At 68.3% G+C, this 24,807-nt stretch carries 22 protein-coding genes; 12 read left to right on the forward strand and 10 right to left on the reverse strand.

The annotated features are described in order from the left end of the window. Positions 1-3 precede the first annotated feature (3 nt). The 3 genes from J0J01_RS20275 to J0J01_RS20285 are packed head-to-tail and all read left to right on the forward strand — an operon-like array spanning position 4 to position 3,129. Positions 4-1,524: a sugar ABC transporter ATP-binding protein gene (locus tag J0J01_RS20275; RefSeq protein WP_296383917.1), complete on the forward strand. Its 1,521-nt coding sequence runs from the start codon at positions 4-6 to the stop codon at positions 1,522-1,524. 14 nt (positions 1,525-1,538) lie between these two features. After that, positions 1,539-2,522, forward strand: coding sequence for an ABC transporter permease (locus J0J01_RS20280; RefSeq protein ID WP_296383919.1), 984 nt, complete (start codon positions 1,539-1,541; stop codon positions 2,520-2,522). 58 nt (positions 2,523-2,580) lie between these two features. Continuing rightward, positions 2,581-3,129, forward strand: a complete 549-nt coding sequence (locus J0J01_RS20285; RefSeq protein ID WP_296383921.1) for a hypothetical protein — start codon at positions 2,581-2,583, stop codon at positions 3,127-3,129. On the opposite strand, the gene J0J01_RS20290 is transcribed toward J0J01_RS20285, so the two are convergent. After that, positions 3,089-4,066: a D-glycerate dehydrogenase gene (locus J0J01_RS20290; RefSeq protein ID WP_296383922.1), complete on the reverse strand. Its 978-nt coding sequence runs from the start codon at positions 4,064-4,066 to the stop codon at positions 3,089-3,091. The two genes, J0J01_RS20285 and J0J01_RS20290, sit on opposite strands and share 41 nt — an antisense overlap. A gap of 180 nt (positions 4,067-4,246) precedes the next feature. Here J0J01_RS20290 and J0J01_RS20295 point away from each other — a divergent pair, with 180 nt between their 5' ends. The 3 genes from J0J01_RS20295 to J0J01_RS20305 are packed head-to-tail and all read left to right on the forward strand — an operon-like array spanning position 4,247 to position 7,335. Then, the gene (locus J0J01_RS20295; RefSeq protein WP_296383924.1) at positions 4,247-5,059 is read left to right on the forward strand and encodes a cell envelope integrity EipB family protein; all 813 of its coding nucleotides are present in this window, start codon (positions 4,247-4,249) and stop codon (positions 5,057-5,059) included. After that, positions 5,053-5,874: a DUF1849 family protein gene (locus J0J01_RS20300; protein WP_296383926.1), complete on the forward strand. Its 822-nt coding sequence runs from the start codon at positions 5,053-5,055 to the stop codon at positions 5,872-5,874. Before J0J01_RS20295 ends, J0J01_RS20300 begins: the two co-directional genes overlap by 7 nt. 6 nt (positions 5,875-5,880) lie before the next feature. Continuing rightward, positions 5,881-7,335, forward strand: a complete 1,455-nt coding sequence (locus tag J0J01_RS20305; RefSeq protein ID WP_296383928.1) for an AMP nucleosidase — start codon at positions 5,881-5,883, stop codon at positions 7,333-7,335. Between the two features lie 461 nt (positions 7,336-7,796). On the opposite strand, the gene J0J01_RS20310 is transcribed toward J0J01_RS20305, so the two are convergent. After that, complete coding sequence (locus J0J01_RS20310) at positions 7,797-8,699, reverse strand: ROK family protein (protein ID WP_296383930.1); 903 nt, start codon at positions 8,697-8,699, stop codon at positions 7,797-7,799. 69 nt (positions 8,700-8,768) lie between these two features. On the opposite strand from J0J01_RS20310, the gene J0J01_RS20315 reads away from it, so the two are divergent. Continuing rightward, on the forward strand, positions 8,769-10,046 hold the full coding sequence (locus J0J01_RS20315; protein WP_296383932.1) for an MFS transporter: 1,278 nt from the start codon (positions 8,769-8,771) through the stop codon (positions 10,044-10,046). Between the two features lie 27 nt (positions 10,047-10,073). On the opposite strand, the gene J0J01_RS20320 is transcribed toward J0J01_RS20315, so the two are convergent. Further along, entirely contained in the window at positions 10,074-11,183 is a 1,110-nt protein-coding gene (locus J0J01_RS20320; protein ID WP_296383933.1) for an LLM class flavin-dependent oxidoreductase, read from the reverse strand. A 67-nt stretch (positions 11,184-11,250) separates the two neighbouring features. Here J0J01_RS20320 and J0J01_RS20325 point away from each other — a divergent pair, with 67 nt between their 5' ends. Both J0J01_RS20325 and J0J01_RS20330 read left to right on the forward strand, forming a co-directional pair. Continuing rightward, positions 11,251-12,489, forward strand: a complete 1,239-nt coding sequence (locus J0J01_RS20325; RefSeq protein ID WP_296383935.1) for an alkaline phosphatase family protein — start codon at positions 11,251-11,253, stop codon at positions 12,487-12,489. A gap of 84 nt (positions 12,490-12,573) precedes the next feature. After that, on the forward strand, positions 12,574-13,260 hold the full coding sequence (locus J0J01_RS20330) for an autotransporter outer membrane beta-barrel domain-containing protein (protein WP_296383937.1): 687 nt from the start codon (positions 12,574-12,576) through the stop codon (positions 13,258-13,260). A 4-nt stretch (positions 13,261-13,264) separates the two neighbouring features. Here the strand turns inward: J0J01_RS20330 and J0J01_RS20335 are convergent, their stop codons facing one another. Further along, positions 13,265-13,918, reverse strand: a complete 654-nt coding sequence (locus tag J0J01_RS20335) for a TetR/AcrR family transcriptional regulator (protein WP_296383939.1) — start codon at positions 13,916-13,918, stop codon at positions 13,265-13,267. A gap of 83 nt (positions 13,919-14,001) precedes the next feature. Here J0J01_RS20335 and J0J01_RS20340 point away from each other — a divergent pair, with 83 nt between their 5' ends. Then, positions 14,002-14,943, forward strand: coding sequence for a Rieske 2Fe-2S domain-containing protein (locus J0J01_RS20340; protein WP_296383940.1), 942 nt, complete (start codon positions 14,002-14,004; stop codon positions 14,941-14,943). A 1-nt stretch (position 14,944) separates the two neighbouring features. Beyond that, complete coding sequence (locus J0J01_RS20345) at positions 14,945-15,349, forward strand: VOC family protein (protein WP_296383943.1); 405 nt, start codon at positions 14,945-14,947, stop codon at positions 15,347-15,349. A 4-nt stretch (positions 15,350-15,353) separates the two neighbouring features. Here the strand turns inward: J0J01_RS20345 and J0J01_RS20350 are convergent, their stop codons facing one another. Both J0J01_RS20350 and rpmG read right to left on the reverse strand, forming a co-directional pair. Next, positions 15,354-16,853, reverse strand: a complete 1,500-nt coding sequence (locus tag J0J01_RS20350; RefSeq protein WP_296383945.1) for an aldehyde dehydrogenase — start codon at positions 16,851-16,853, stop codon at positions 15,354-15,356. Positions 16,854-16,955: 102 nt separating this feature from the next. After that, positions 16,956-17,123, reverse strand: coding sequence for a 50S ribosomal protein L33 (gene rpmG, locus J0J01_RS20355; RefSeq protein WP_296383948.1), 168 nt, complete (start codon positions 17,121-17,123; stop codon positions 16,956-16,958). A gap of 97 nt (positions 17,124-17,220) precedes the next feature. On the opposite strand from rpmG, the gene J0J01_RS20360 reads away from it, so the two are divergent. Beyond that, the gene (locus J0J01_RS20360) at positions 17,221-17,718 is read left to right on the forward strand and encodes a hypothetical protein (RefSeq protein ID WP_296383950.1); all 498 of its coding nucleotides are present in this window, start codon (positions 17,221-17,223) and stop codon (positions 17,716-17,718) included. A gap of 6 nt (positions 17,719-17,724) precedes the next feature. Here J0J01_RS20360 and J0J01_RS20365 read toward each other — a convergent pair whose 3' ends face one another. From J0J01_RS20365 to topA, 4 genes are all read right to left on the reverse strand, one after another. Next, the gene (locus J0J01_RS20365) at positions 17,725-19,263 is read right to left on the reverse strand and encodes a S41 family peptidase (protein WP_296383952.1); all 1,539 of its coding nucleotides are present in this window, start codon (positions 19,261-19,263) and stop codon (positions 17,725-17,727) included. Between the two features lie 104 nt (positions 19,264-19,367). Then, positions 19,368-19,775, reverse strand: a complete 408-nt coding sequence (locus J0J01_RS20370) for a DUF983 domain-containing protein (protein WP_296383954.1) — start codon at positions 19,773-19,775, stop codon at positions 19,368-19,370. Positions 19,776-19,797: 22 nt separating this feature from the next. Next, positions 19,798-22,059: a ribonuclease R gene (gene rnr, locus J0J01_RS20375; RefSeq protein ID WP_296383957.1), complete on the reverse strand. Its 2,262-nt coding sequence runs from the start codon at positions 22,057-22,059 to the stop codon at positions 19,798-19,800. After that, positions 22,052-24,760 (reverse strand): type I DNA topoisomerase, encoded by a 2,709-nt coding sequence (gene topA / locus J0J01_RS20380; protein WP_296383959.1) that lies wholly within the window; start codon positions 24,758-24,760, stop codon positions 22,052-22,054. Before topA ends, rnr begins: the two co-directional genes overlap by 8 nt. Between the last annotated feature and the right edge of the window lie 47 nt (positions 24,761-24,807).

A 24,807-nucleotide genomic window follows, 5' to 3' on the forward strand; every position in this document is an offset into this window, starting at 1 on the left:
ATCATGCCGCAAGCGTCAGAGGCCGTGTCGGGCGACGTCCCGGCGCGGCTGGCCATGAGTGGTGTCTCGAAGTCGTTCGGCGGCGTCGCCGCCCTGCGCGACGTCGACTTCACGTTGCGCGCCGGCGAGATCCACGGTCTGGTCGGCGAGAACGGCGCCGGCAAGTCGACGCTGATGAAGATCATTGCCGGCGTTCACACCCGGTATCAGGGCCGGATGACGCTCGACGGCCATCCGGTGCATTTCCGCTCCGCGCGCGACGCGCTGGCGGCTGGCATCGGCATGGTGCACCAGGAGCTGAGCGTCGTTCCCGACCTGACGGTCGCGGAGAACGTCTATCTCGGCAAGCAGCCGACGCGCGGCGGCATCGTCGACTGGCGCGCCATGTTCGAGGGCGCGCGCGAGCATCTCGCCAGCCTCGGCATCGAGGTCGATCCCAGGGCGCGCATGGGCTCGCTGACGATCGGCCTGCAGCAGCTCATTGAGCTTGCGCGCGTGCTGTTCTCCGGCGCGCGCATCGTCATCCTCGACGAGCCGACCTCGGCACTGTCGCCGCCCGAGGTACAGCGCCTGTTCGAGGTGCTGCGCAGCGTGCGCGCCTCGGGGCGCAGCATCGTCTTCATCTCGCACTTCCTCGACGACGTGCTGGCGATCTCCGATACCGTCACGATCTTCCGCAACGGCCGGCGCATCGTCAGCGAAGCGGCCGCCGGCGTCGACAAGGCGTGGGTGATCGAGCGCATGATCGGTCGCGGCCACGAGGAGCTCGAGGAGAGCTACACCGGCAACATTGCGCTCGACAGCAAGCCCCGCGCGCCGGTCGTGCTGGCGGTCCGTGGGCTCGGCGCCGGCCGCGCCTTCGCCGATGTCTCGCTCGACATCCGTGCCGGCGAGGTGCTGGGCGTCTACGGCTTCATGGGCTGCGGCCTGATCGAGCTTGCGCGGGCGCTGTTCGGCAAGCTTCGGCCGAAAGCCGGCACCCTGGCGATCGACGGCAAGACGGTGCGGCTCTCCAATACCGCCGCGGCGCGGCGGGCCGGCATCGCCTTCGTGCCCGAGAGCCGGCGGTCGATGCTGTTCTACCGGGAGCCCGTCTACAAGAACATGTCGATCGCGGTGCTGGGCCGCATCGGCCGGCTGTGGTTGCAGCCGAGTGCCGAGCGTGCCATCGCGCGCCGCCATGCCGAGGCCTTGTCGATCCGGCCGCCGACCGTCGAGACGCTGCTGCAGAGCCTGTCGGGCGGCAACCAGCAGAAGGTGGCGCTGGCCAAGTGGCTGACCTGGCCGCCCAGGGTGCTGGTGCTGAGCGAGCCGACGCGCGGCATGGATGTCGGCGCCAAGGACGACGTGGTCGCCATCCTGCGCCGCCTGCGCGACGAAGGCCTGGCGGTGGTCGTGCTGTCGACCGAGCCCGAGACGGTGCTGTCGCTCGCCGACCGCATCGTGGTGATGAAGAAGGGCCGCATCGTGGGCGAGTTCGCGGGCGAGGCGGTCAGCAAGGACCGGCTGCTCGAAGCGGCCTGACGGAAGAGGGGACGATGCCGGCATTCCTGCGCAGCCAGATGCGCAACATCGCGCCCTTCGTGACGCTAATCGCCCTGATCGTGTTCTTCGGCGTGTCGAGCCCGTCCTTCGCCACCCTCGACAACGGCGCCAACATCCTGACCCAGATCTCGGTGACCGGCGTGATCGCGGTCGGCCTCACCTTCGTGATCCTGTGCGCCGAGATCGACCTGTCGGTGGCGGCGATCGCCAATGCGACCGGCATCGTCGTCGCCTACTTCACGCTGCAGGAGAACTACGTGAACATCGCCAACGTGCCGCTGCCCGGCATCGCGGCGATCGTGCTGGCGGTGCTGGCGTGCGCGTTCCTCGGGCTGGTCAACGCCGTCGGCCTGACGGTGATCGGCATCCCGTCCTTCATCATGACGCTGGCGATGATGCAGATCGGTGCCGGCATCTGCGCCCTGCTAGTGCGCGGCCAGATCGCCTACGCCGTTCCCGATTTCGTCGCGACGATGGGGGCCGGCCGGATCGGGCCGGTGCCATGGATCGTGATCGTGCTGGCGGTGTTCCTGCTCGCCGGCCACGTCGTGCTGACCTACACGCGGTTCGGCCGCTACGTCTACATGACCGGGGGCAACCGGGAGGCCGCCGAATATTCCGGCGTCAACGTGAAGCTGGTGCTGGGCGCCGTCATGGTGATCTCGGCGGTCTGCTCGGGCGTCGCCGGCATGCTGGGCGTGGCCCATTTCGGCAGCGCCCAGCAGAACGAGTTCGACGGCTACCTGCTCGACGCCATCGCCGCGGTGGTGGTCGGTGGCACCAGCCTGTTCGGCGGCCGCGGCGGCATCGGCAACACCATCATCGGGCTGCTGATCCTGGGCGTCCTGAACAATGGGCTCGACCATGTCGAGATCGACAGCTTCCTCAAGATCCTGATCCGCGGCCTGATCCTGCTGGTCGCCCTGATCATCAACGTCTACGTCCAAGCCGTGCGCGAGAACGAGCAGTCAAATTGACGGAGACAGAAAAATCCAATATATTTCACTAGGTTAAACAAATAACTTAAAGAGAATCATGAGCTTCCCTCGGCTCGCTCTCTTAGGCCTGTGTCTGCCGTTGCTGGCCGGCGGTTGCGCCGGTGCCGCCGCCGTGACCGCCGTGAGCTATGGCGCCGATGGCGTCGCCCTCGTCGATAGCGGCAAGACCACGACCGATCACCTGGCCTCGATGGTCTCCAAGAAGGATTGTGCCCTGTGGCGGGTCATCCGCAACCAGAGGGTCTGCCGCGAGCGCGACGGCGAGCAGGATCCCTACAAGGTCGACTACGCCGCCGCCGTGCGTCAGCCGAGCGAGGACGGTGTCGCCTACGCGCCACCTCTGCACGCGCCGGCCGATGCCCCGGCCACCAGCTGGACCGCCGAGGCCTACAAGCCGGCCGCGGCGCCCGAGCCGGCGCCGGCAACCGAGCCTGCGGCCGCTGTGCCCGCCGTCGCCGACGCGAAGCCGGCGCCGCCGCCCGAGGCCGCTCCGAAGGCGGTTGTCCACAAGCCGGTCAAGAAGAAGCCCAAGGCGCACGCCAAGGCTAAGAAGCCTTCACCAGGTCAGGTGGCGTCTGTCCCCTGAGCAGGAAGGCCTCGAGATTGTCGAGCGCCTTGAAGCCCATCGCATTGCGGGTCTCGACCGTGGCCGAGCCCATGTGGGGCAGCAGGAACGCGTTCTGTAGGCCGTAATAGCCCTGGTGGATCTTGGGCTCGCCGTCGAACACGTCGATACCGGCGGCGAACAGGTGACCGCTCTTGAGCGCCGCGATCAGCGCCTCGTCGTCGACCACGCCGCCGCGGGCGGTGTTCACCACGATCGCTCCTTTCGGGAGGCGGGCGATGCGCTCGGCATTGACCCATTTGCGGGTCGTCGGAGTCATCGGCGCGTTGATCGACAGGAAATCGCAATGCGGCAGCATGTCGTCGGGATTGGCGTAGAAGATTGCGCCCTTCTCGAGGTCCGTCGGCAACCGGGTGCGGTTGCTGTAGTGGATGGTCATGCGGAAGGCGCGGGCCCGCTCGGCCAGCGCCTGGCCGATGCGGCCCATGCCCAGGATGCCGAGCCGCTTGCCGGTGACATGCACGCCCATCAGCTGGGTCGGCTCCCAGCCGATCCAGCTATGGGTGCGCAGCATGCTCGTGCCTTCGTGGGCCCGGCGGGCGGCGCCCAGCAGACACAGCATGGCGATGTCGGCGGTGGCGTCGGTCAGCACGTCCGGGGTGTTGCTGACCTTGATGTCTCGCTTGGCGGCGGCGGCCACGTCGACATGCTCGTAGCCCACCGAGAAGGTGGCGATCATCCGCACCGATGCCGGCAGCCTGACGATGGTCTCGGCATTCAGCGGATCGCCGGCCGCGCACATGATGCCGTCGAAGCCCTCGGCCGCCTTGGCCAGCAGGGGCCCGTCATAGAGCTTGTCCTCGGGGTTGAGCTTGGCGTCGAAATTGGCCGACAAGCGGGTCTCGACGTCGGGCGGAAAGTGCCGCGTGGCGAGCACGCGCGGTTTGCTTGCGGTCATGAACGATTTTCCCCCTGTGCAGCCCTGACGCAGACGATGATTCTGGAAATCCGCGGGTATGGATATTACGCTGAGGCGCCCGGCTACAAGGCCTAGCCCTCAGCCAATTGTCCGTTGTCCATCCTTAGTTTTCGCTGTCCTCGCGTCCCCACCGCAGCCTCCCTCGCGGCGGTCTGCTTTGTGCTGTCGGCCGTTCTGTGGATAACTGACCGGGCCGACGCCCAGCAGCGGGTCGAGGCGGCGCCGCCCGACGTCGTCCTGGCGCCCCATCGCGCCACCTACGAGATGAAGCTGCAGGCGGCGCGGCCCAACAGCGGCATCGTCGAGGTCAACGGCAACATGGTGATCGAGACCGTCGATTCCTGCGACGGCTGGAACGTCAAGCAGCGGATAAAGCTCACCTTCCTGCGCAACGACGGGGAGGAGTTCGAGACCGATTCGAACTTCACCAGCTACGAAAGCAAGGACGGGCTGGAGCTGCGCTTCAGCGTCCGCAACATCCAGAACGACGAGGTCGAGGAGGAGCTGCGCGGCCAGGCCGATCTCGAGGGCATCGGCGGCAAGGGCCGGGCGAGCTTCACCCTGCCGGAGGCCCGCAGCTTCGACCTGCCGGCCGGCACGCTGTTTCCGACCAGCCATCTGGCGCTGGTCATCAAGCATGCCCGCCAGGGCGACAAGTCTGTCTCCTACAAGGTGTTCGACGGCGCCCGCCTCGACGGCGCCTTCCAGGTCAACGCGGTGATCGGCAAGCCGCCCAAGCCGCCGGCCGGGACGCCGGCGGTGCGCGGCGACACCGTCCTGCTGCGCCAACCTGCCTGGGGCGTGCGCTTTGCCTTCTTCGCCAGCGGCGACCAGGGCGCCCCGCCGGAGTACGAGCTGGCGCTCGATTTGCTGGCCAACGGCGTCGCTCGCTCCATGCTGCTCGACTATGGTGATTTCGCCGTCGATGCCCGCCTGATCCAGATCCAAGCCCTGCCGAGGCCGAAATGCTGATTGTCCGTTGCCTGCCACTCGCCGCCCCTTTGGCGGCGGTCGTCGCGGCGGTCGCCCTGCCGGCGATGGCGCAGGAGCTGCAGCCGCACCGCGCGATCTACACGGTGTCGATGCTGGAGAAGGGCAAGGCCGGCATGGGCGCGCCCGGCCACTACGCCTTCGAGCTCAAGCAGACCTGCGACGGCTACGTCATCCAGCAGCGCATGCGGCTGGAGGTCGAGGGCGCCAAGGGCACCGCGGTCAGCGAGCAGACCTCGCAGATGACCGAGAGCCGCGACGGCCGCAAGCTCAAGTTCGAGCACCGCAGCACGCTGAACGGCAAGACCACCAGCGTCATGAAGGGCGACGCCAGCCTCGACGACGACGGCGCCGGCCAGGTGCTGTTCGGCGAGCCCGAGGGCCAGTCGGTGGCGCTGCCCAAGGGCACGCTGTTCCCCAACGCGATGACCCGCCTCACCATCCAGCACGCCAAGGCGAACGACGGCGGCTTCGACGCGCTGTTCTTCTACGGCGAGAAGGTGAGGCCGCCGCAGGCGGTCAATCTCGTGATCGGCCGCGTCCCCAAGCGCCTGGCCGACTTCAAGATCCCCGAGGACGGCGAGAAGCTGGCCGAGAATCGCGGCCGCATCTACTACCGCGGCGCCTTCTTCGACGCCGAGCCCAAGGGCAAGAACGGCGGCGAGGCGGCCTCCGAGATGAGCAGCCTCATGCTCGACAACGGCATCGAGCTCTACGGCACCCACGAAGAGGGCGAGGGCGGCATCGAGTACAGCATCAGCCGGCTCGAGCCCCTGCCCAAGCCGACCTGTAACTGAGGCGCGATGGCGGGCCTGACGCCCGAGCAGGCGGTCGACCGCCTCGAGGAACTGCACAGCCAGGCCTGCGACGCGCTGCGCGCGGCCTTGGCGCGGTTCAACGCGACCCACGAGCCGCCCAGGCCGCAGGAGCGCGCGGCCTTCCGCTATCCCGAGCTCCGGGTCGAATGGCAGCCGGAGGGCGAGGTCCCCTTCACCTGGCGGGCCTGGGCCAAGTTCCAGGCGCCGGGCCTCTACGCCACCACGGTCACCCATCCCGCCGCCTTCCGGCGCTATCTGCTCGAGCAGCTGCGGCCGCTGGTGGAGGAGTTCGGCGCGCGGCTCGAGGTCGGCATCAGCGAGCAGGAGATCCCGTATCCCTTCGTCACCGACGCCGATGACGAGTTTATCCATCGCGACCTGTCGGTGGCCGAGCTGGCGCGACATTTCCCGACGCCGCTGCTGGCCCATGTCGGCGACGAGATCGCCGACGGCCTGTGGCGGGTCGAGGAGGGCAAGCCGCGGCCGCTGGCGCTGTTCGATGCGCTGCGCACCGACTATTCGCTGCACCGGCTGCTGCACTACACCGGCACCGACTGGCGCACGATCCAGCCGTGGATCCTGTTCACCAACTACCAGCGCTATGTCGACCAGTTCCTCGACTGGGCGAGGGCCGAGCTCGGCCGGCCCGACGGCCCCTATGTGCAGCTCGTCCTGCCCGGCGGCACGGCGATCGAGCGCGGCACCGACGCGGCGGCCGCGACCGCGGCGATCGCAGCGGCGCCCTGGCATCGCTTCCAGATGCCGGCCTACAACCTGATGCGCAGCGACGGCCAGGGCGGCGTCAGCATCGTCAACATCGGCGTGGGGCCGTCCAACGCCAAGACCGCGACCGACCATCTGGCCGTGCTGCGCCCGCATTGCTGGTTGATGATCGGCCATTGCGGCGGCTTGCGGCAGTCGCAGACCATCGGCGACTACGTGCTGGCGCACGGCTATCTGCGGCGCGACCGCATCCTCGACGACCTGGTGCCGACCGAGATGCCGGTGCCGGCGCTGGCCGAGGTCCAGGTGGCGCTGCAGGAGGCGGCGGCGAAGGTCACCGGCGAGCGCGGCGATGCGCTGAAGCGGCGGCTGCGCACCGGCACGGTGGTGAGCTACGACGACCGCAACTGGGAGCTGCGCTTCACCCAGGAGCGCCGCCGCATCAGCCTCGGCCGCTGCATCGCCGTCGACATGGAGAGCGCCGCGCTCGCGACCCAGGGCTACCGCCTGCGCGTGCCCTACGGCACGCTGCTCTGCGTCTCCGACAAGCCGCTGCATGGCGAGATCAAGCTGCCCGGCGCCGCCACGCGCTTCTACGAGCGCGCGGTCAGCGAGCATCTGCGCATCGGCCTGGCGGCGATCGATCTGCTGCGCGGCCAGCTGGGCTCGCTGCACTCGCGCAAGCTCCGAGGCTTCGACGAGCCGCCGTTCCGGTAAAGCGCGAAGGGGTGAGCTCTGCCCGCCGTCCTGATCGGAGCTCGAATCGTCCTTGCCGGGAGTCCACAAGAGTCCACACCACCGTGGACCGGTTCGATGCCGATGGCATCGGCATTTTTGCCCCAGAGTCCACGAATCCGCCGATTCTCGGGGCCCTGAAAAAACACCTTTCCGGGGGAGCAAGAGCGACAACAGGGTCAGCGCAATGATCGTCATGCGCGCCACCCTGCGCCATCGCGCACCGAACACCTATTATGGGCAATGGCCGAGGGAAAAGGCCGCTGTTTGCTGCATCGAATCGCCATCCATTGCCCATAATAAAGTCGTCACGAGCAGGAAATTCGCCGCCGCAGACGCGCGCCGCCGCGCTTTCCCCGGAAATCGAGGCTCTGCCCGCGGAAAATTTACATCAGCCCGAAAAACAAATTTGCGGACGAGCTGGAGGAGTTCTGAGTCGAACTCTACTTCGGCCACAGCCACGCCGCACCGCGCACACCGCTTGAGTCGCCGAACGTCGGCGGCAGCAGCTTGGTGGCGATGAGCTCGGGCTCGGAGAAGACGTACTGCTTCCACAGCTCGGGCACGCGCGCGTAGAGCGGCTTCATCTTCGACAGCCCGCCGCCCAGCACGATGGCGTGCGGGTCGAGGATGTTGATCACCACCGACAGCGCGCGGGCCAGGCGATCGCAATAGAGTTCCAGGTGCTCGGCCGCCTGCTTGTCGCCGGCCGCCGCGGCCTCGGCGATTTCGGTCGCGCGCAGCATACGGCCGGTATGGCGCTTGAACTGCTCCTGCAGGCGCGGGCCGCTCAGCCACGTCTCGACGCAGCCCAGGCGGCCGCAGTAGCAGCGCAGACCCGGACGCTCGTCGTCGCGCGGCTGGGGCAGGGGCGTGTGGCCCCATTCGCCGGTGATCGCCTGCGCGCCGGTGAGGGGCCGGCCATCGATCACCACGCCGCCGCCCACGCCGGTGCCCAGGATCACGCCGAACACGATGCCGCAGCCGGCCGCCGCGCCGTCCGACGCTTCTGATACGGCGAAGCAGTTGGCGTCGTTCTCCAGGCGCACCGGCCGCTCGAGCAGCCGTGCGAGGTCCTTGTTCAGCGGATGGCCGTTCAACCGCGTCGAGTTGGCGTTCTTGATCAGCCCGGTCGCGGGCGAGATCGCGCCGGGATGGGCGACGCCGATGCTGCACGTCGTGCCGACCTGCTTCTCGAGCGCATGCACGACCGACGCGATCGCCTCGACGCCCGCGGCGTAGGAGCCTTCGGGCGTGTCGATCCTGAGCCGTGCCTTCTCGCTGCCGTCGGCATCGAGCACGATGCCTTCGATCTTGGTGCCGCCGAGGTCGATGCCGATGCGCATGGGGGAACTTCACTGGATGCGGATGCGGATGTGGATGTCGATGCAGGACTGCATTACGCTTCGATGACAATGGACGGACAAGGCAAGACTGAGGCGACGGCCGGCGCTTCTCGCAACGGCCCGTGGCGAAAGCGCCCGTCGACCATCCTGTGGGTGCTGTCGCTCGGCCAGCTCATCACCTGGGGGCTGGTCTACTACACCTTCCCGCTGTTCGTGGTGCCGATGGAGAAGGAGCTCGGCTGGTCGCGCAACGAGCTGTTCGGCGCCCTGTCGTCGGGTCTGCTGGTGGCCGGCCTGTGCTCGATCCCGGTCGGCGCCTGGATCGATCGCGGCCATGGCCGGCTGCTGATGACCGGCGGCTCGCTGCTCGCGGCGGTATTGATGTTCGCCTGGTCGCAGGTCGACTCGCTCGCGATGTTCTACGTCATCTGGATCGGGCTCGGCGCCTGCCAGTCGGTGACGCTCTACGAGCCGGCCTTCGCGGTGATCACCCGCGTTTACGGCCCGCGCTACCGGCAAGCGATCCTGGTGATGACCTTCTTCGGCGGTCTCGCCAGCACCTTCGGCATTCCGTTCACACAGCTCCTGATCGAGCGCATCGACTGGCGGCCGGCGCTGGTCGTGCTGGCGGCGATCCTGGTCGGCGTCGCCGTGCTGATCCATTGGCTGTTCGTGCCTGGTCCGAAGGAGGAGGCGGTGCCGATCGCCAAGCCGGCGCCCTCGCCCGAAAGCACGGGCAAGAAGCGCGGGCCGCTCGCGACCGCGGTGCGCGTGCCGGCCTTCTGGGGGCTGGTGGTAGCCTTCGCGGGCTACGGGCTCGCTTTCTCGGCGATGAGCTTCCATCTGATTCCGCTGCTCGCCGAACGCAACGTCGAGATCGGCGTGGTGATGGCGATCATCGCCCTGATCGGGCCGATGCAGGTGGTCGGCCGCGTGCTCCTGATGGCGGCGCAGAACCGGATCAGCACCATCCAGCTCGGCACCGGCATCTACTTCGCCTTCCCGGTCTCGATGGCGATGCTGGCGGCCGGCATCAGCGACGTCTATGGCCTGATCCTGTTCGCCATCGTCTATGGCGTCGCCAACGGGCTGGTGACCATCCTGCGCGGCATGGCGGTGCCGGAGTTCATTGGGCCCGAAGGCTACGGCGTCGTGTCGGGCGCGCTCACCATGCCGACCAACATCATGCGCGCCGCGGGTCCCTTGCTGGGCGCCTTCGCCTGGAGCGCCTTCGGCAACTATACGCCGGTGCTGTGGGGTCTGGCGGCGATCATGCTGGTGGCCGCCGCCGGCTTCGCCGCCGCGGCGGTGCTGTCGAAGCGGCAGGCGCGCTGGCCGCAGGCCTGACTCTTCCGGAACCGCGGGCCGGCAAGACTACTCCGCCGCCAGCTTCTTCGCAGCCTTGGGCTTGAGGTGCTGCACCTTGGGCATCACCTCCTTGGCGATCAGCTCGAGCGAATGGCGCCAGGCCTGCGGGTTGTCGGCATAGTCGAAGCCGAACACCAGGAGCTGCCCGAAGCCGCCGACCTCGTCGTAGATCGTCTCGATCTTCTCGATCACCGTCTTCGGGGAGCCGATGATCCAGTTGTGCCGGGCGCAGTAATCCGGCGTCACGTCCGAGTCGGGCACGCTCTGGTCGTGCTTGAGGTACTCGAGGAAGCCGAAGTTGCCGAGCAGCGGCAGGAAGTACTCGCGCATCATGCGGCCCATGTAGGAGCCGGCCGAGAGCTTCATCGCCTCCGCGTCGGTATCGGCGACGAAGACCTCGCGCACCATGCGCCACTCGCCCCGGTCGGGCGTGCGGCCGGCCTTGGCGGCGCCGATCTCGACCGCCTCCCAGTGGCTGCCGACATAGGCCGGGTTGAGGTTGAGGCTCATCGGCAGGAAGCCCTTCTCGCCCGCGAGCTTCAGGGTATCGGAGCCCTTCGAGAGGCCGGCGACGCCGATCGGCGGATGCGGGCTCTGCAGCGGCTTGATGTGATGGCGCAGCACGCCGAACATCTCGGGCGGGTGGCTGACGTTCCAGAACTTGCCCTTGTAGTCGAACGGCTCCTTCGACTCCCACAGCTTCAGGATGATCTCCAGCGCCTCGCGGGTCATGTCGCGGTTGACGCCCGACATGCCGTCGACGTTGAACATCGCCCAGTCGCTCGGCAGTCCCGAGGCGGCGACGCCGAAATTGAGCCGGCCACCCGACATGTGGTCGAGCATGGCGACGCGGTTCGCGAGCTCGGCCGGATGGTGGTAGGGCAGCAGGAAGCCGCCGGGGCCGAGGCGGATGTTCTTGGTCTGCATCAGCGCCTGCGCGACCAGCAGGTCGGGCGAGGGGTGCGGCTCCCACGGTGCAGTGTGGTGCTCGCCGATCCAGCATTCGGCGAAACCCAGCTCGTCCAGCCAGCGGATCACCTGGAGGTCCCAGTCGTGGCCGGCCTTGAGCGGCCGCTCGGGCGGGTGCGATGGCATCGTGAAATATCCGAACTGCATCGTTTCCTCCTGGGATATTGAGGGAAGTCGACTACCATCGGTCGGCTGGCGCAAGGGAGAATGGTGCATGTCTCGCAGGGCGGTGTTCGTGTGCTGCGATGGGTTGGGGCGCAACTGGATCACGCCCGAGCGAACTCCGGTGCTGCACGCGTTGCGGGCCAAGAGCCTGTGGTGCGACGCGCACGCCGCGGTGTTCCCGTCGGTCACGCGCGCCTCGGCGGCCTCGGTGACCACCGGTTGCCATCCGGCGCGCCATGGCCTGCACGGCAATCGCATGGGGCTGTTCGAGAACGGCAAGATCGTCATACGCGATGTCGGTGCGCCGGATTTCCGCGAGCACATGCGGCGGGCCAACGGCCGCACCCTGCTGGTGCCGGCGCTGTCGGAGCGCGTGGCCGACGACGGCGGCTTCATCGCCTTCTCCAACGTTTCGCCGGGTGCCGCTTTCTTCCTCGATCCCGATGCGCACGGCTTCGTCTATCACCGCAGCGGCAGCCACGCGCCCGGCGGCCAGTTGCTGGAGGCGCTGCCGGTCACGCACGATGCGGCCGGCGACTGGGCGATGACCGGGCGCTTCTGTCGCGAGGTGCTCGAAGATCGCAAGCCGGCGGTCGCGCTGATGTGGATCTGCGATCCCGATCACACCCTGCATGGCGTGCCGCTCGGCTCGCCGGCGCATGAGGAGGCGCTGGCCGGCGCTGAGCGCTGCGTCACCGAGGTCGTGCGCACGGTCGAGGGGTTGCGCGCGGCGGGCGAGGAGATCCTGTTGCTGGTCGGCTCCGATCACGGCCAGGAGACGATCGGCGCGGCTGTCAGTATCGAGGACTGGCTCGCCGAGCGCGGCCTGTGGAAGCAGCTCCAGGCGGGCGACGTCGCGGTGGCCGGGCAGGGGACGGCGGCGCTGCTCTACGCCACCGCGCGCGGGCGCGCCGCGCTGACGGGTGTGCTCGACGCCATGCGCGGCGAGCCGTGGTCGGATGGCGTCGTGGCCGGCGACGCGCTCGCGAAATTCGGGTTTGCGGCGGACGGGGGCGTGGTCGCCGCCGTCAACATGGCGCGAAAGCCGGAGGCCAACCGGCACGGCGTTCCTGGCAAGCGCTGGGTGGTGTCCGAGGGCAAGCCGGTGCCGGTCGGCAGCGGCCAGCACGGCGGGTGGGGGCCCGACGAGACGCGGCCGTTCCTGATGGTCAACGACGGCCGTAGCGTCGGGGTGCGGCAGCAGCCGAGCAGCCTGGTCGACATCGCGCCGACACTGATCGGCTATCTCGGCCTGCCGGCCAAGGGCTTCGACGGCGCATGCCTTTGACAATCGCAGGTTGCGCTAGCAGTTGATCTGCACTTTGCATTTCTTCACAATCCCTGCACTGCAGTAGATTGGTTCGGCTAGGAGTTGCCGGGCGACTCGGTCGGCCAGCCCGGCTACGGCACCTCCAACACGCTGCAGTTCGCGCTCTACGGCGAGTATCTCGCCGACGCCTTCTATCTCGATGGGCTGGCCGGCTACGGTCACAGCGACAACCGCATGACGCGGCCGCTGGTCATTCCCGGCCTGCCCTATCGCACGGCGCAGGGCTACACCACGGCCAACATCTTCATCGGCCAACTCAAGGCCGGCTACAAGATCCCGGTGGCGCCGGGCTTCGGCGGCATCGTGACGCCGTTCGCGCGGCTGCAGGCCTCGACCTCGACCCAGAACGGCTTCACGGAGACCGGCGCCGATTCGCTCAATCTCACGGTGGCGGCGCAGACCACCCAGTCGTTGCGCACGGTGCTGGGTACGCAGCTCGGCGCCGGCATCGACGCGCCGTGGCGCGAGAAGCTGAACATGGTCCTGCGTCTCGGCTGGAGCCACGAGTTCGCCGACCTCACGCGCCCGGTCAGCGCATCGTTCGCCGGCGCGCCGACCGTGGGCTTAACCACGCAGGGCGCGATCGCGCCGCGCGACGGCGTCCTGCTCGGGCTCGGCGCCAACACCGCCGTGGCCGAGCGCACCAACATCCATCTCCGTTACGACGGCGACCTCGCCGGCGGCAACACCAGCCACGTGCTGAGCGCCGGGCTACGCTACGTCTGGTAGGCCGTCAAACCGGATGCAGCGTCAGCAGCGCGGCGGTGGCGCGCTCGGCGCGCGCCCTGATCTCCTGATCGGACGGCGGCTCGGCGACGCCGACCAGCAGCCAGAGCATCAGGTCGCCGATCAGCAGCGCGAAGAACTCGCGCGCGATGAGGCCGGGATCGCCGGCGCCGACAAAGCCCGCCGCCTGGCCGCGGCGCATCAGCTCGACCAGGGCGCGACGGTTGGGCTCGCGGCCGCTGGCGTCGAGGATCTCGCCCAGCTCGGTGTTGCCCGGCGCCTCGGCGATGGCGAGGCGATACATCGCGAGCACGTAGGGATTGCTGAGCGTCGACAGCGCGGCGGCGCCGTAGACGGTGAGGGCCGACGCGAGCGCGTGGCGGTCGCCGATCTCGGCCGGCGCCAGCGGCACCAGCATCTCGGTCGAGGCTGAATCGATCAGCGCTTCGAGGATGCCGCGCTTGCTGCCGAACTCGGCATAGAGCTCGCGCTTGGAGACGCGGGCGCGGGTCGCGATCTCGAGCGTGCTGGCGCGGGCATAACCCTTCTCCATCAGCACGCCGACCGCAGCGATCAGGATGGCGCGGCGGCGCGGCGGCAGGGCGTCGATCGGCGCAGGATGGTCGGCGGGGAGGGGCGCTTTCCGGGTGGTGGCGGGCATCTGGCCTCTTGACTGTGGTACCTATTGGTACCACAACTGACTCATGCGGTACTTTATAGTACCAAATCGCGACGGAGGACACCATGGGAGTCGTGACGTCCAGGACACAACTGGCCAAACAGCATAACACCCTCACCGAGGCGGGTTTCCACCGCTCCTGGTATCCGCTCTGCCTGTCGGCCGAGCTCACGGCGGGCACTGCGATCGGCCGCGATTTCCTGGGTACGCGGGTCGTCGCCTGGCGCGATGCTGCGGGCCAGCCGGTGGTGCAGAGCGCCTGGTGCCCGCATCTCGGCGCCGACCTGTCGGTCGGGCAGGTGGTCGATGGCCGGCTGCGCTGTGCCTATCACCACTGGTCGTTCGACGGCACGGGTGCCTGCGCCGACATCCCGACGGGCGACAAGATCCCGGCGGCGGCGCGCATCTTCAGCTATCCCGCCGAGGAGAAATGGGGTCTGGTTTGGGCCTTCAACGGCGAAACCCCCGACTTCGGCGCGCCGCGCATTCCCGGCGCCGAGCCCGAGACCATCGAGCATGCGGCGCAGGCACGCGGCGAGCGGCCGTGGGACACCTGGATCGCCGTGTCGAACGGCGTCGACTTCCAGCACCTGCGCACCCTGCACGGCCTGCCGGTGAATTCGATGCCAGACGAGATCACGGTCGAGGCCGGCGGCATCGAGTTCCGGGTCGAGAGCCCGTTCCACCTGCAGCACGGGCGCATCACCGGCACCAACACCTTCGCCCAGCATCTGCGGTTCTCCGGCCAGGAGATGTTCCAGCTCTTCACCGGCGCGCCGATCGAGCCCGGCCGCTCGCGCGGCTTCTTCGTCGTCGGCGTGCCCAAGGGCGAGGCCCAGCGACTGCCCGAGGTGGTGGCCATGGTCGACCGCCTGAACGCCGAGGACGCGCCGGTGCTCAGCACCATCCGCTTCCGGCGCGGCCTGCTGACGGCATCGGACCGCCATCTCGCGCGCTACTTCCGATACGTCGACGAGTTCCCCTGTTTCCTGCCGCCGGAGCGATGACATGCGGGGCCAGATGCACCACCTCGACCTCACGGTTAGCGATCTCGCACGGTCGAAGCCGTTCTACGAGCTGGTGCTGGGCTTCCTCGGCTATCGCCGCGTCAAGGACACCGGCCGGATCGTCGTCTGGGACCTCCCCTTGCCCGACGGCGTGGCAGGCATCGCCATCCGTCCCGCCGAGCGGCCGCGCGAGCACGACCGCTACACGGTCGGCTTGCATCATTTCGCGTGGAACGCCGATAGCCGCCAGGATGTCGACCGTCTGCATGACCGCTTGGTCGCCGCCGGCGTGACAATCCTCGACGCGCCGGCGGAGTATCAGCAATACGGGGCCGGCTACTACGCCGTTTTCTTCGCCGACCCCGACGGTCTCAAGCTCGAGTACGTCCACTACACCGGGACGTGATGCCTCATCCGAGCTGGATCCAGGTCGTCTTGACCTGGGTGAACTTGTCGAAGGCGTGCAGCGACTTGTCGCGGCCGATGCCCGACTGCTTGTAGCCGCCGAACGGCGTGGTGATGTCGCCGCCGTCGTAGGTGTTGACCCACACCGAGCCGGCGCGCAGGCCCTTGGCGAACTTGAACGCCTTGTTGATGTCGGCGGTGAAGATCGCCGAGGCGAGGCCGTAGATCGTGTCGTTGGCCACGGTCAGCGCCTGCTCGGGATCCTTGACCGGGATCACCGACAGGACCGGCCCGAAGATCTCCTCCTGGGCGATCTTCATGCGGTTGTTCACGTTGTCGAACACCGTCGGCTCGATGAACGAGCCGGCGTTGTCGATATGGACCTGCTTGCCGCCCATCGCGAGCTTGGCGCCTTCCTTCTGGCCGGCATCGATGTAGCCCATCACGCGCCTGGTCTGGACGTCGTCGACCATCGCGCCCATCTGGGTCTTGGGGTCGAGCGGATCGCCCGGCATCATCTTCTGGCCGATCGCCATGACCTTCTCGAGGAACTTGTCCTTGATCGAGTCCTCGACGATCAGGCGCGAGCCGGCGGTGCAGACCTCGCCCTGGTTGAACCAGATGCCGAAGGCGGTGCGCTGGGCTGCGACATCGAGGTTGGGCGCGTCGCCCAGCACGATGTTGGGCGACTTGCCGCCGCACTCCAGCCAGACCTGCTTCATGTTCGATTCGCCGGAGTACTTCAGGAAGTACTTGCCGACCTCGGTCGAGCCGGTGAAGGCGAGCACATCGACATCCATATGGCGGCCGAGCGCCTGGCCCGCGGTCTCGCCGAAGCCCGGCAGCACGTTGAACACGCCCTCGGGGATGCCGGCCTCGGCCGCGAGCTCGGCGAGGCGAATGGCGGTGAGCGGCGACTGCTCGGCGGGCTTCAGGATCACCGAGTTGCCGGCGGCGAGCGCCGGGCTGATCTTCCAGCACGCCATCAGCAGCGGGAAGTTCCACGGCACCACGGCGGCGACCACGCCGGCGGGCTCGCGGGTGATCATGGCGACGACGTTGCCGGGAGTCGGCGCGACCTCGTCGTAGATCTTGTCGATCGCCTCGCCGAACCACTGCACGGTGTTGGCCGAGCCCGGGATGTCGACGCGCGTCGAGTAGGCGATCGGCTTGCCCATATCGAGCGTCTCGAGCAGCGCGAGCTCGTCGCGGTTCTTCATCATCAGCTCGGCGAGCTTCAGCATGATGCGCTTGCGGTTGGCCGGCGGCATGTTGGCCCAGGTGCCCTTGTCGAATGCCGCGCGCGCGGCCTTCACCGCGGCGTCGACGTCGGCCTGCTCGCAGGCGGCGACCTGGGTCAGCACCTGGCCGGTCGCCGGGTTGACGCAGTCGAACGTCTTGCCGGTGAGGGAGGGCGTGAACTTGCCGCCGATGAAGGCCTGGTTGCGGTAGCTGAGGCCGCCGACACGACCCTTCCAGTCGTCGCGCGAAAGTTGGGCGCTCATGGTTCTCTTTCCTCCGGTTTTAGGATGGCCAGAGGGTAGCCCACGAAAAAGCCGCCCGGAAGGGCGGCTTTGATCGATGTCCGAAACCGGTAACGCGACCGGTTACTTCATCTTGGATTCCTTGAACACCACGTGCTTGCGCGCGACCGGGTCGTACTTCTTGAGCTCGAGCTTTTCGGTCTTGGTGCGCGGATTCTTCTTGGTCACGTAGTAGAAGCCGGTGTCGGCGCTGGACACCATCTTGATCAGGATCGAGGTCGGCTTGGCCATGGTCTGGTCCTCTGGAAGGCGGGCAACTTAGTCACCGGCGGCGCCCTGTCAAGCGTCCGGAATGCCGGTCCGCGGCCCCGGTGCTAGGCTGTCGGCCATGCGCCGGCACGCGGTCTTCCTGAACGGCCCGGTCGGGGTCGGCAAGACGACCCTGGGGCGGTCGCTCGCGACTGCCCCGGACGTCGCCTTCATCGATGGCGACGACTTCTCGGACCCGGACCGGCCCTGGTACGCGTCGAGCTTGCGCACGAGCCATGCGATCATCGACGCCATCCGGTCGTCGCTGGACAGTCATCGGCTGGCCGTCGTCGCCTATCCGGTCAGGTGCGTGAACTGGATCTTCTACCGCCGGCGGCTGGCGCGCGCCGGCGTGGACACGTCCTTCATCGGGCTGGTCGGCTCGTACGAGCAGATCGTCGCCGTCGGTCGGGGGCGGCGCTTTAGCGCCGACGAGCGCACACGGATAAAGGAGATGATCGGACAGGGCTACGGCCGGCAGCCGTTCAACGACCTGATTGTCGACGCTGGCAGCGAGCCCCTCGAGCCGACCGTCCGTCGCCTGACATTGGAGCTCGTCAGGCGGCTGTCGCTATAGCCGTTGCTACTGCGGCGCCGAGGCCTGGTCGATCGAGCCCGTGCGCACGGCGTGCGCATAGAGGGCCGGGTCCTTGAGCAGCCGGGCGGCGATGTCGACGTCGCGCTGCGGCGATTCCTCGCCCGGCGGGCAGATCTTGCGCAGGTTCGCGACCTCGTCGTGGCTCGGGTTGCGCTCGGCGTGCCAGCGCTGCAGCAGCGCCTTGTTGGAATCGACCGAGGCGGGCGCCAGCGCGGCGATGTCGCCGACCTTGGCGGTGCAGATGTTGGGCATCACGCCCTGCTCGTTCCAGCTGTAGCCGGAGGGCGCGACCAGCCGCGACCAGGTCAGGATCAGCTCGCCCTCGTTGGGCAGGCGGATCACGGTCTGCACGGTGCCCTTGCCGTAGCTGGTGGTGCCGACCACGGCGGCGCGGCCGCGGTCCTGCAGCGCGGCGGCGACGATCTCCGCCGCCGAGGCCGAGTTGCCGTTGACCAGCACCACGACCGGCAGCTCCGCCGTCTTGCGGCTGCCGCTGCGGTAGGTGCGCTGGCTGTCGGGATGGCGGCCCTGGGTCGAGAAGATCACGCCGTCGCCGATGAACACCTCGGCCACCGACTGCGCCTGGTCGAGCAGGCCGCCGCGGTTCGAGCGCATGTCCAGGATGATGCCCTGCAGATCGCGGCCCAGCTCGTGGCGGGCGCGGTCGAGCGCGCGGGTCAGCTGGTCGGTGGTGGCGCTGTTGAAGCCGGTGAGATGGATCAGCGCGGTGTTGCCGACCCGCTCGTAGGTCACCGTGGTCGGGATGATGCGGCTGCGCCGCATCTCGATGGCTATCTCGTGGCCCTCGCCGCGCAGCACCGTGAGGGTGACCGGTTGGCCGACGCTGCCGCGCAGCTTGTGCACGACGTCGCCCAGCGTCTTCTCGATCATCGAATCGCCATCGACGGCGACGATCTGGTCGCCCGGCTGCACACCGCCCTTGAAGGCGGGCGAGCCGTCCTGCACGGCGCGGATGACGATCTTCTTGTCGTCGGTGCGCTCGACCGTGATGCCGATGCCGCCGCCGCCGTCGCGCTGGAAGCGGTTGTCCTTGGCCTCGTCGGGGTCGGCGTAGCGGCTGTTCTTGTCGAGCTGCTTGGTGGTGGCGGCCATCGCGCCCTTGATCAGGGTGCCGCGCTCGGCCTGCTGCAGCACCGGCGAGGCGTCGATCGAGGCGGCGAACAGCTCGGCCAGCATGCCGCCCCAGGCGCGGCCGTCGGTCGGGTCGCCCGGCGTCGGCCGGGCGATCACCTGGTGGCCGTCGCGCACCAGGGTGAAGGCGCGGTCGCCGGCCTGCAGCGACAGGGTGGGATCGGCGCTGGCGAAGCCCTTGTAGGTCTCCTGCGCCATCTTGCGAAAGTCGGGTTCGTTGAGATGCCGGTCACCGATCGCCCGGTAGGCCTGCAGCACCACCCGCTCGACGCTGACATCGGCTGCGGTGGCCGGATTGCGGGTGGAAACGGGCGCGGCGTCGCTGGTCGGCTCGCAGGAAGCGACCAGCGCAGCCGCGAGCAATGCCGCCATCGCGGGCGACAACGCGACTCTCAGAAGACGGATTACCGGCACCTATGACACCCCACGCTCTGGACGACAGTAGCACAACCAGTCATCGGGCAGCCAGCCGGGGGTCAGGGAGAAAGGTCCAGACCGTCAGGCGACGATTTAGGCGCCGCGATTCGATGCGACCAGAGGAGCGCGATCACCGCCCCCTTGATGCGCGGTAGCAGGATCAGCGCGATCACAACGGATAGCGGCAACCACAAAACGGCATGGAACCACAGCGGTGGCTGGTTGCCGTAGCGCTCCAATACCAGCACCAGCGGGACAATAATGTGACCGACCGCGAAGATCGTGAAATAGGCCGGCGCGTCGTCGGCGCGGTACGGCTCGAGCACGAGGTCGCAGGTCGGGCAGTGGCTGCGCATCTTGAGGAAGCCGCCGAACAGCGGCCCCGCGTTGCAGCGCGGGCAACGGCCGCGCCAGCCGCGACGCATGGCGGTCCACAGATCGACGGGGGCGTACGCGGCCGATGACATGCCGCCAAGATGATGAACGGCGCTAGCGGCGTCCCCGCGACCGCTTGTCCTGACGGCCCTTGGCGCGCGCGACAGGGCGACGCGCCCCGCGGCGTTCTGGCAAACGGTCCTTCTTGCCGCGCGGAACGGCGACGCGCTCGACCCGCTCGACCACCTCGATCAGGTCGAACAGCAGGCCGCCGGTGGCGGTGTCGGCCTCGTCCAGCCGCACGCGGACCTTGTCGCCGAGCCCGAAGCTCTCGCCGGTCCGTTCGCCGACCAACATTTGCCGGCCCTCGTCGTGGCGGAAGAATTCCTGGCCGAGGCTGCGCACGGGAATCAGTCCGTCTGCGCCCGTACCGTCGAGCGCCACGAACAGGCCGAAGCGCGTCACCGAGGTCACCCGGCCGGCGAAGGTCGCGCCGACATGGGCCGCCATATACGCCGCGACATAACGATCCAGGGCGCCGCGTTCGGCCATCACGGCGCGCCGCTCGCACATGGAGAGATGCTCGCCGAACTCCTCGAACCGGCCCTTGTCGGCGTCCGGCAGGCCGCCGTCGCCCAGCCCGAAGGCCTGTATCAGGGCGCGGTGGACGATCAGGTCGGGGTAGCGGCGGATCGGCGAGGTGAAATGGGCGTAGCGGCCCAGCGCCAGGCCGAAGTGCCCGAGATTGTTGGGGCTGTACACCGCCTGGCTCTGGCTGCGCAGGATGGTCTCGTTGACCAGCCGCGCCACCGGCTTGCCTTCGATGGCATGCAGCACCCGGTTGAGGTCGGCCGGCCGCAGCCGCTGGCCGACCGGGATGGCGATGCCGAGCGTGCCGAGGAACTCGCGCAGCGACTCGAGCTTGGCCGCGTCGGGCTGGTCGTGGACGCGGTAGAGGCACGGGCTGTGGCGGTGCTCCAGCGCCTGCGCCGCCGCGACGTTGGCCAGCACCATGAACTCCTCGATCAGCTTGTGGCTGTCGAGGCGCTCGCGCACGCCGATCTCCGCGATACGGCCATCGTCGCCCAGGCGGACCAGCCGCTCGGGCAGGTCGAGGTCGAGGGCGCCACGCTTCTCGCGCGCCGCCAGCAGCACCTTGAAGGCGCCGTAGAGCGGCTTGATCACCGGCTCGAGCAGGCCGGCGGTCTCCTCGTCGGGATGCCCGTCCATCGCGCGCTGCACCCGCGTATAAGTGAGCCGCGCCGCCGAGCGCATCATGGCGCGGTGGAAGCGATGCTTCTTGAGATGCCCGTCAGCATCGATCCACATCTCCGCCACCAGCACCGGCCGGTCCTGCCTGGGCACCAGCGAGCACCAGTGGTTGGAGAGCTGCTCGGGCAGCATCGGCACCACCCGGTCGGGGAAATAGACCGAGGTGCCGCGGCGGTAGGCGGCCCGGTCGAGCGGCTTGTCGGGCCGCACGTACCAGGCGACGTCGGCGATCGCGACCAGCAGCCGCCAGCCGCCGGGATGCTCCGGATCGGGCTCGGCGAAGACTGCGTCGTCGAAGTCGCGCGCGTCCTCGCCGTCGATGGTGACCAGCGGCACCTGGCGAAGGTCGAGCCGGTCGCCCAGTGGTGCCGCCTTGGCGTGCTCGGCCTCGCGCGCGGCGGCTTCGGGGAACTCGACCGGGATGTCGTTGGCGGCGATCGAGATCAGGCTGATGGTGCGCGGGTCGCTCATCGGACCGATGCGCTCGATCACCTTGGCGTGGCGGGAGAGATGCCCGCCGGCCTCCTCGATCCAGACGATGTCGCCGGGTCGCGCCTCGTTGCGATCGGCCGGGCGGACGTCGAACTCGCGCCTGAGCTTGCGGTCGGTCGGCGTGACGCGGCCCAGGCCGCCCTGTTCCTCGTACAGGCCGAGGATCTTCTTGGGGCCGCTGCCGAGGCGGCGGATGATCTTGGCCTGGTAGGTGTCCTTGCCGCGGCGCTTCAGCGAGGCCAGCACGCGGTCGCCGACGGCCGGGGCCACGGAGCCTCGCGTGCCGTGCGGATCGATCTCGATGCGCGGCACGGGGCCATCGGTTTCTTCGTCGTGGCGGCGCGGCACGGCCAGCAGATGGCCGTCGTCGTCGACGCGCACGATTTCCAATACGGTGATGTCAGTCAGTGCTTTGGGATCCTTGAATGTCTTGGCGCGGTCGGCGGCGATGTCGCCGTTGTCCCGCAGGTCGCGCAGAAGCTGCTTCAGCTCGATGCGCTGGTCGCCCTTCAATCCCCAGGCGCGCGCGATCTCGCGCTTGCCCACGGGCGTGGCGCTTTCCTTGATGAATACGAGCAGCTCGTCGCGGGTCGGGACCCGGCCTTTAGCCATCGGTTCCGGTGCGCGGCGGAGTCTCGCTCTTGGCCTTGCCCTTGGGCTTGGCCGCCTTCTTCTTCGTTGCGGTCTTCTTCTTGGAGGCGACATCGCCCGGATCGTTGGCCGCAGCCGGCGGCTTCTTGGCACGCACCGCCTTGGGCTTCTTGCCGCCACCCCCCTGGCTGGATTTTGCGGCGCGCTCGGCCAATAGCGACACCGCCTGCTCGACGGTCAGCTCCTCGGGCTTGAGGTCGCGCGGCACGGTGGCGTTGATGCCGCCGTGCTTCACATACATGCCGTAGCGGCCTTCGTAGAGCTCGATCGGCGCCTCGTCGCCCGGATGGGCGCCGACCGTGCGGAGCGGCTTGGCGGCGCGGCCGCGGCCCGAGACCTTGGCCTCCGCCAGCAGCGCGATCGCGCGGTTCATGCCGATCTCCAGCACGCTTTCGTCGGCCGGGATCGACTTGTACTTGCTGCCGTGCCGGACGTAGGGGCCGAAGCGGCCGACGCCGGCCAATACAGGCTCGCCGTCCTCGGGATGCGGCCCCAGCTCGCGCGGCAGCGCCAGGATGGCCAGCGCCTTCTCGAGCGTGAGCTCGTCGGGCGTCATGCCCTTGAGCAGAGAAGCGCGTTTGGGCTTGTCCTTGCCCTCGGGCTCGCCGAGCTGGATGTAGAGGCCGTAGGGGCCGTTGCGCAGCGTCACCTGCTTGCCGGTCTCCGGGTCGATGCCCAGCACCTTCGGCTCGTTGAGGTTGGCGCCGGATGCCGCGTCCTTCTCGGGATCGACGACCGCGAGCTTCCGCGTGAACTTGCACTCAGGATAGTTCGAGCAGCCGATGAAGGCGCCGAACCGGCCGAGCTTCAGGCCGAGCCGGCCGTTGCCGCAGGCCGGGCAGTCGCGCGGGCTCTTGCCGCCCCCTTGGCCCCCGTTGTCGTTGGCCGGGAAGAAATGCGGCCCCAGCTCCTCGTCGAGCTTGTCCAGCACCTCGCTGACGCGAAGGTTCTTGGTCTCGCCGACGGCGGAGGAAAAGGCGCCCCAGAATTCGCGCAGCACCTGGCGCCAGTCGATCTTGCCGTCGGAGATGTCGTCCAGCTCTTCTTCGAGATGGGCGGTGAAGTTGTATTCGACGTAGCGGGGGAAATAGGTCTGCAGGAAGGCCGTCACGATGCGGCCGCGGTCTTCGGGAATGAAGCGCTTGCGGTCGAGCCTGACATAGTTACGGCGCTGCAGGACTTCAATGATCGAGGCGTAGGTCGAGGGCCGGCCGATGCCGAGCTCCTCCAGCTTCTTCACCAGGCTCGCCTCCGAATAGCGCGGCGGCGGCTCGGTGAAGTGCTGCTCGGGGATGACCTCGCGGCGTTCCAGCCCTTCGCCTTCGGCGACGTCGGGCAAGATCGAGCCGTTCTCTTCGTCGGCCTCGTCGTCGCGGCCCTCGTCGTACAGCGTCAGGAAGCCGTTGAACTTCACGACCGAGCCTGTCGCGCGCAGCTGAACGGTCTTGTCGGCACTGGCGATGTCGACCGTGACCTGGTCGAGCACGGCCGATTCCATCTGGCTCGCCACCGTGCGCTTCCAGATCAGCTCGTAGAGACCGCGCTGGTCCTTGTCGAGGTACTGGGCGACGTCCTGCGGCGTGCGGAACAGGTCGGTCGGGCGGATCGCCTCGTGCGCTTCCTGGGCGTTCTTGGCCTTCGACGTGTAGACGCGCGGCTGGGCCGGCACGTAGCTCTGGCCGTACTTGGTCTCGATCAGGCGACGGGTCTGGCCGACCGCCTCGGGCGCGAGCTGCACGCCGTCGGTGCGCATGTAGGTGATCAGGCCGACCGTCTCGCCGCCGATATCGACGCCTTCGTACAGGCGCTGGGCGATGCGCATCGCCGTCGCGGCGCCGAGGCCGAGCTTGCGCGAGGCCTCCTGCTGCAGCGTCGAGGTGATGAAGGGCGGCGGCGGGTTGCGCCGCACCTGGCGGCGGTCGATCGACGACACCGCGAAGGCGCGGCGCTCGATCTCGCGCTTGGCCTGCTCCGCGCGGGTCTGGGTGTCGAGATCGAACTTGTCGAGCCGGCGGCCGTCGAGATGGGTGAGGCGGGCCTTCAGGGTCTGCTTCTTGGCGGTGCCGAAGAGGGCGTCGACCGTCCAGTACTCGCGGCTCTTGAAGACCTCGATCTCGGCCTCGCGCTCGCAGATCAGGCGCAGCGCCACCGACTGCACGCGGCCGGCCGAGCGGCTGCCCGGCAGCTTGCGCCACAGCACGGGCGAGAGGGTGAAGCCCACCAGGTAGTCCAGCGCGCGGCGGGCGAGGTAGGCGTCGATCAGCGGCTGGTCCAAATTGCGCGGATGGGCGACCGCATCCAGCACCGACTGCTTGGTGATGGCGTTGAAGGTCACCCGCTTCACGTCGACGCCGTCGAGCGCCTTCTTGCGGGCCAGCACGTCGCGGACATGCCAGGAGATCGCCTCGCCCTCGCGATCCGGGTCGGTGGCGAGATAGAGCTTGCCGCCCTTGCTGACCGCCTTGGCGATCGCATCCAGCCGTTTCTGGGAGGAGGAATCGACCTCCCAATCCATGGCGAAGTCCTCGTCCGGACGGACCGAGCCGTCCTTGGGTGGCAGGTCGCGCACATGGCCATAGGAGGCCAGCACGGTGTAGCCGGGCCCGAGATACTTTCCGATGGTCTTGGCCTTGGCAGGCGATTCGACGACCAGAACGTCCATCGTCGATACTAGCTCCAGTAAAACCTTGAGAACCGGAGCTATCTCAC

Source organism: Reyranella sp., assembly GCF_017305915.1.
Lineage (GTDB): Bacteria > Pseudomonadota > Alphaproteobacteria > Reyranellales > Reyranellaceae > Reyranella.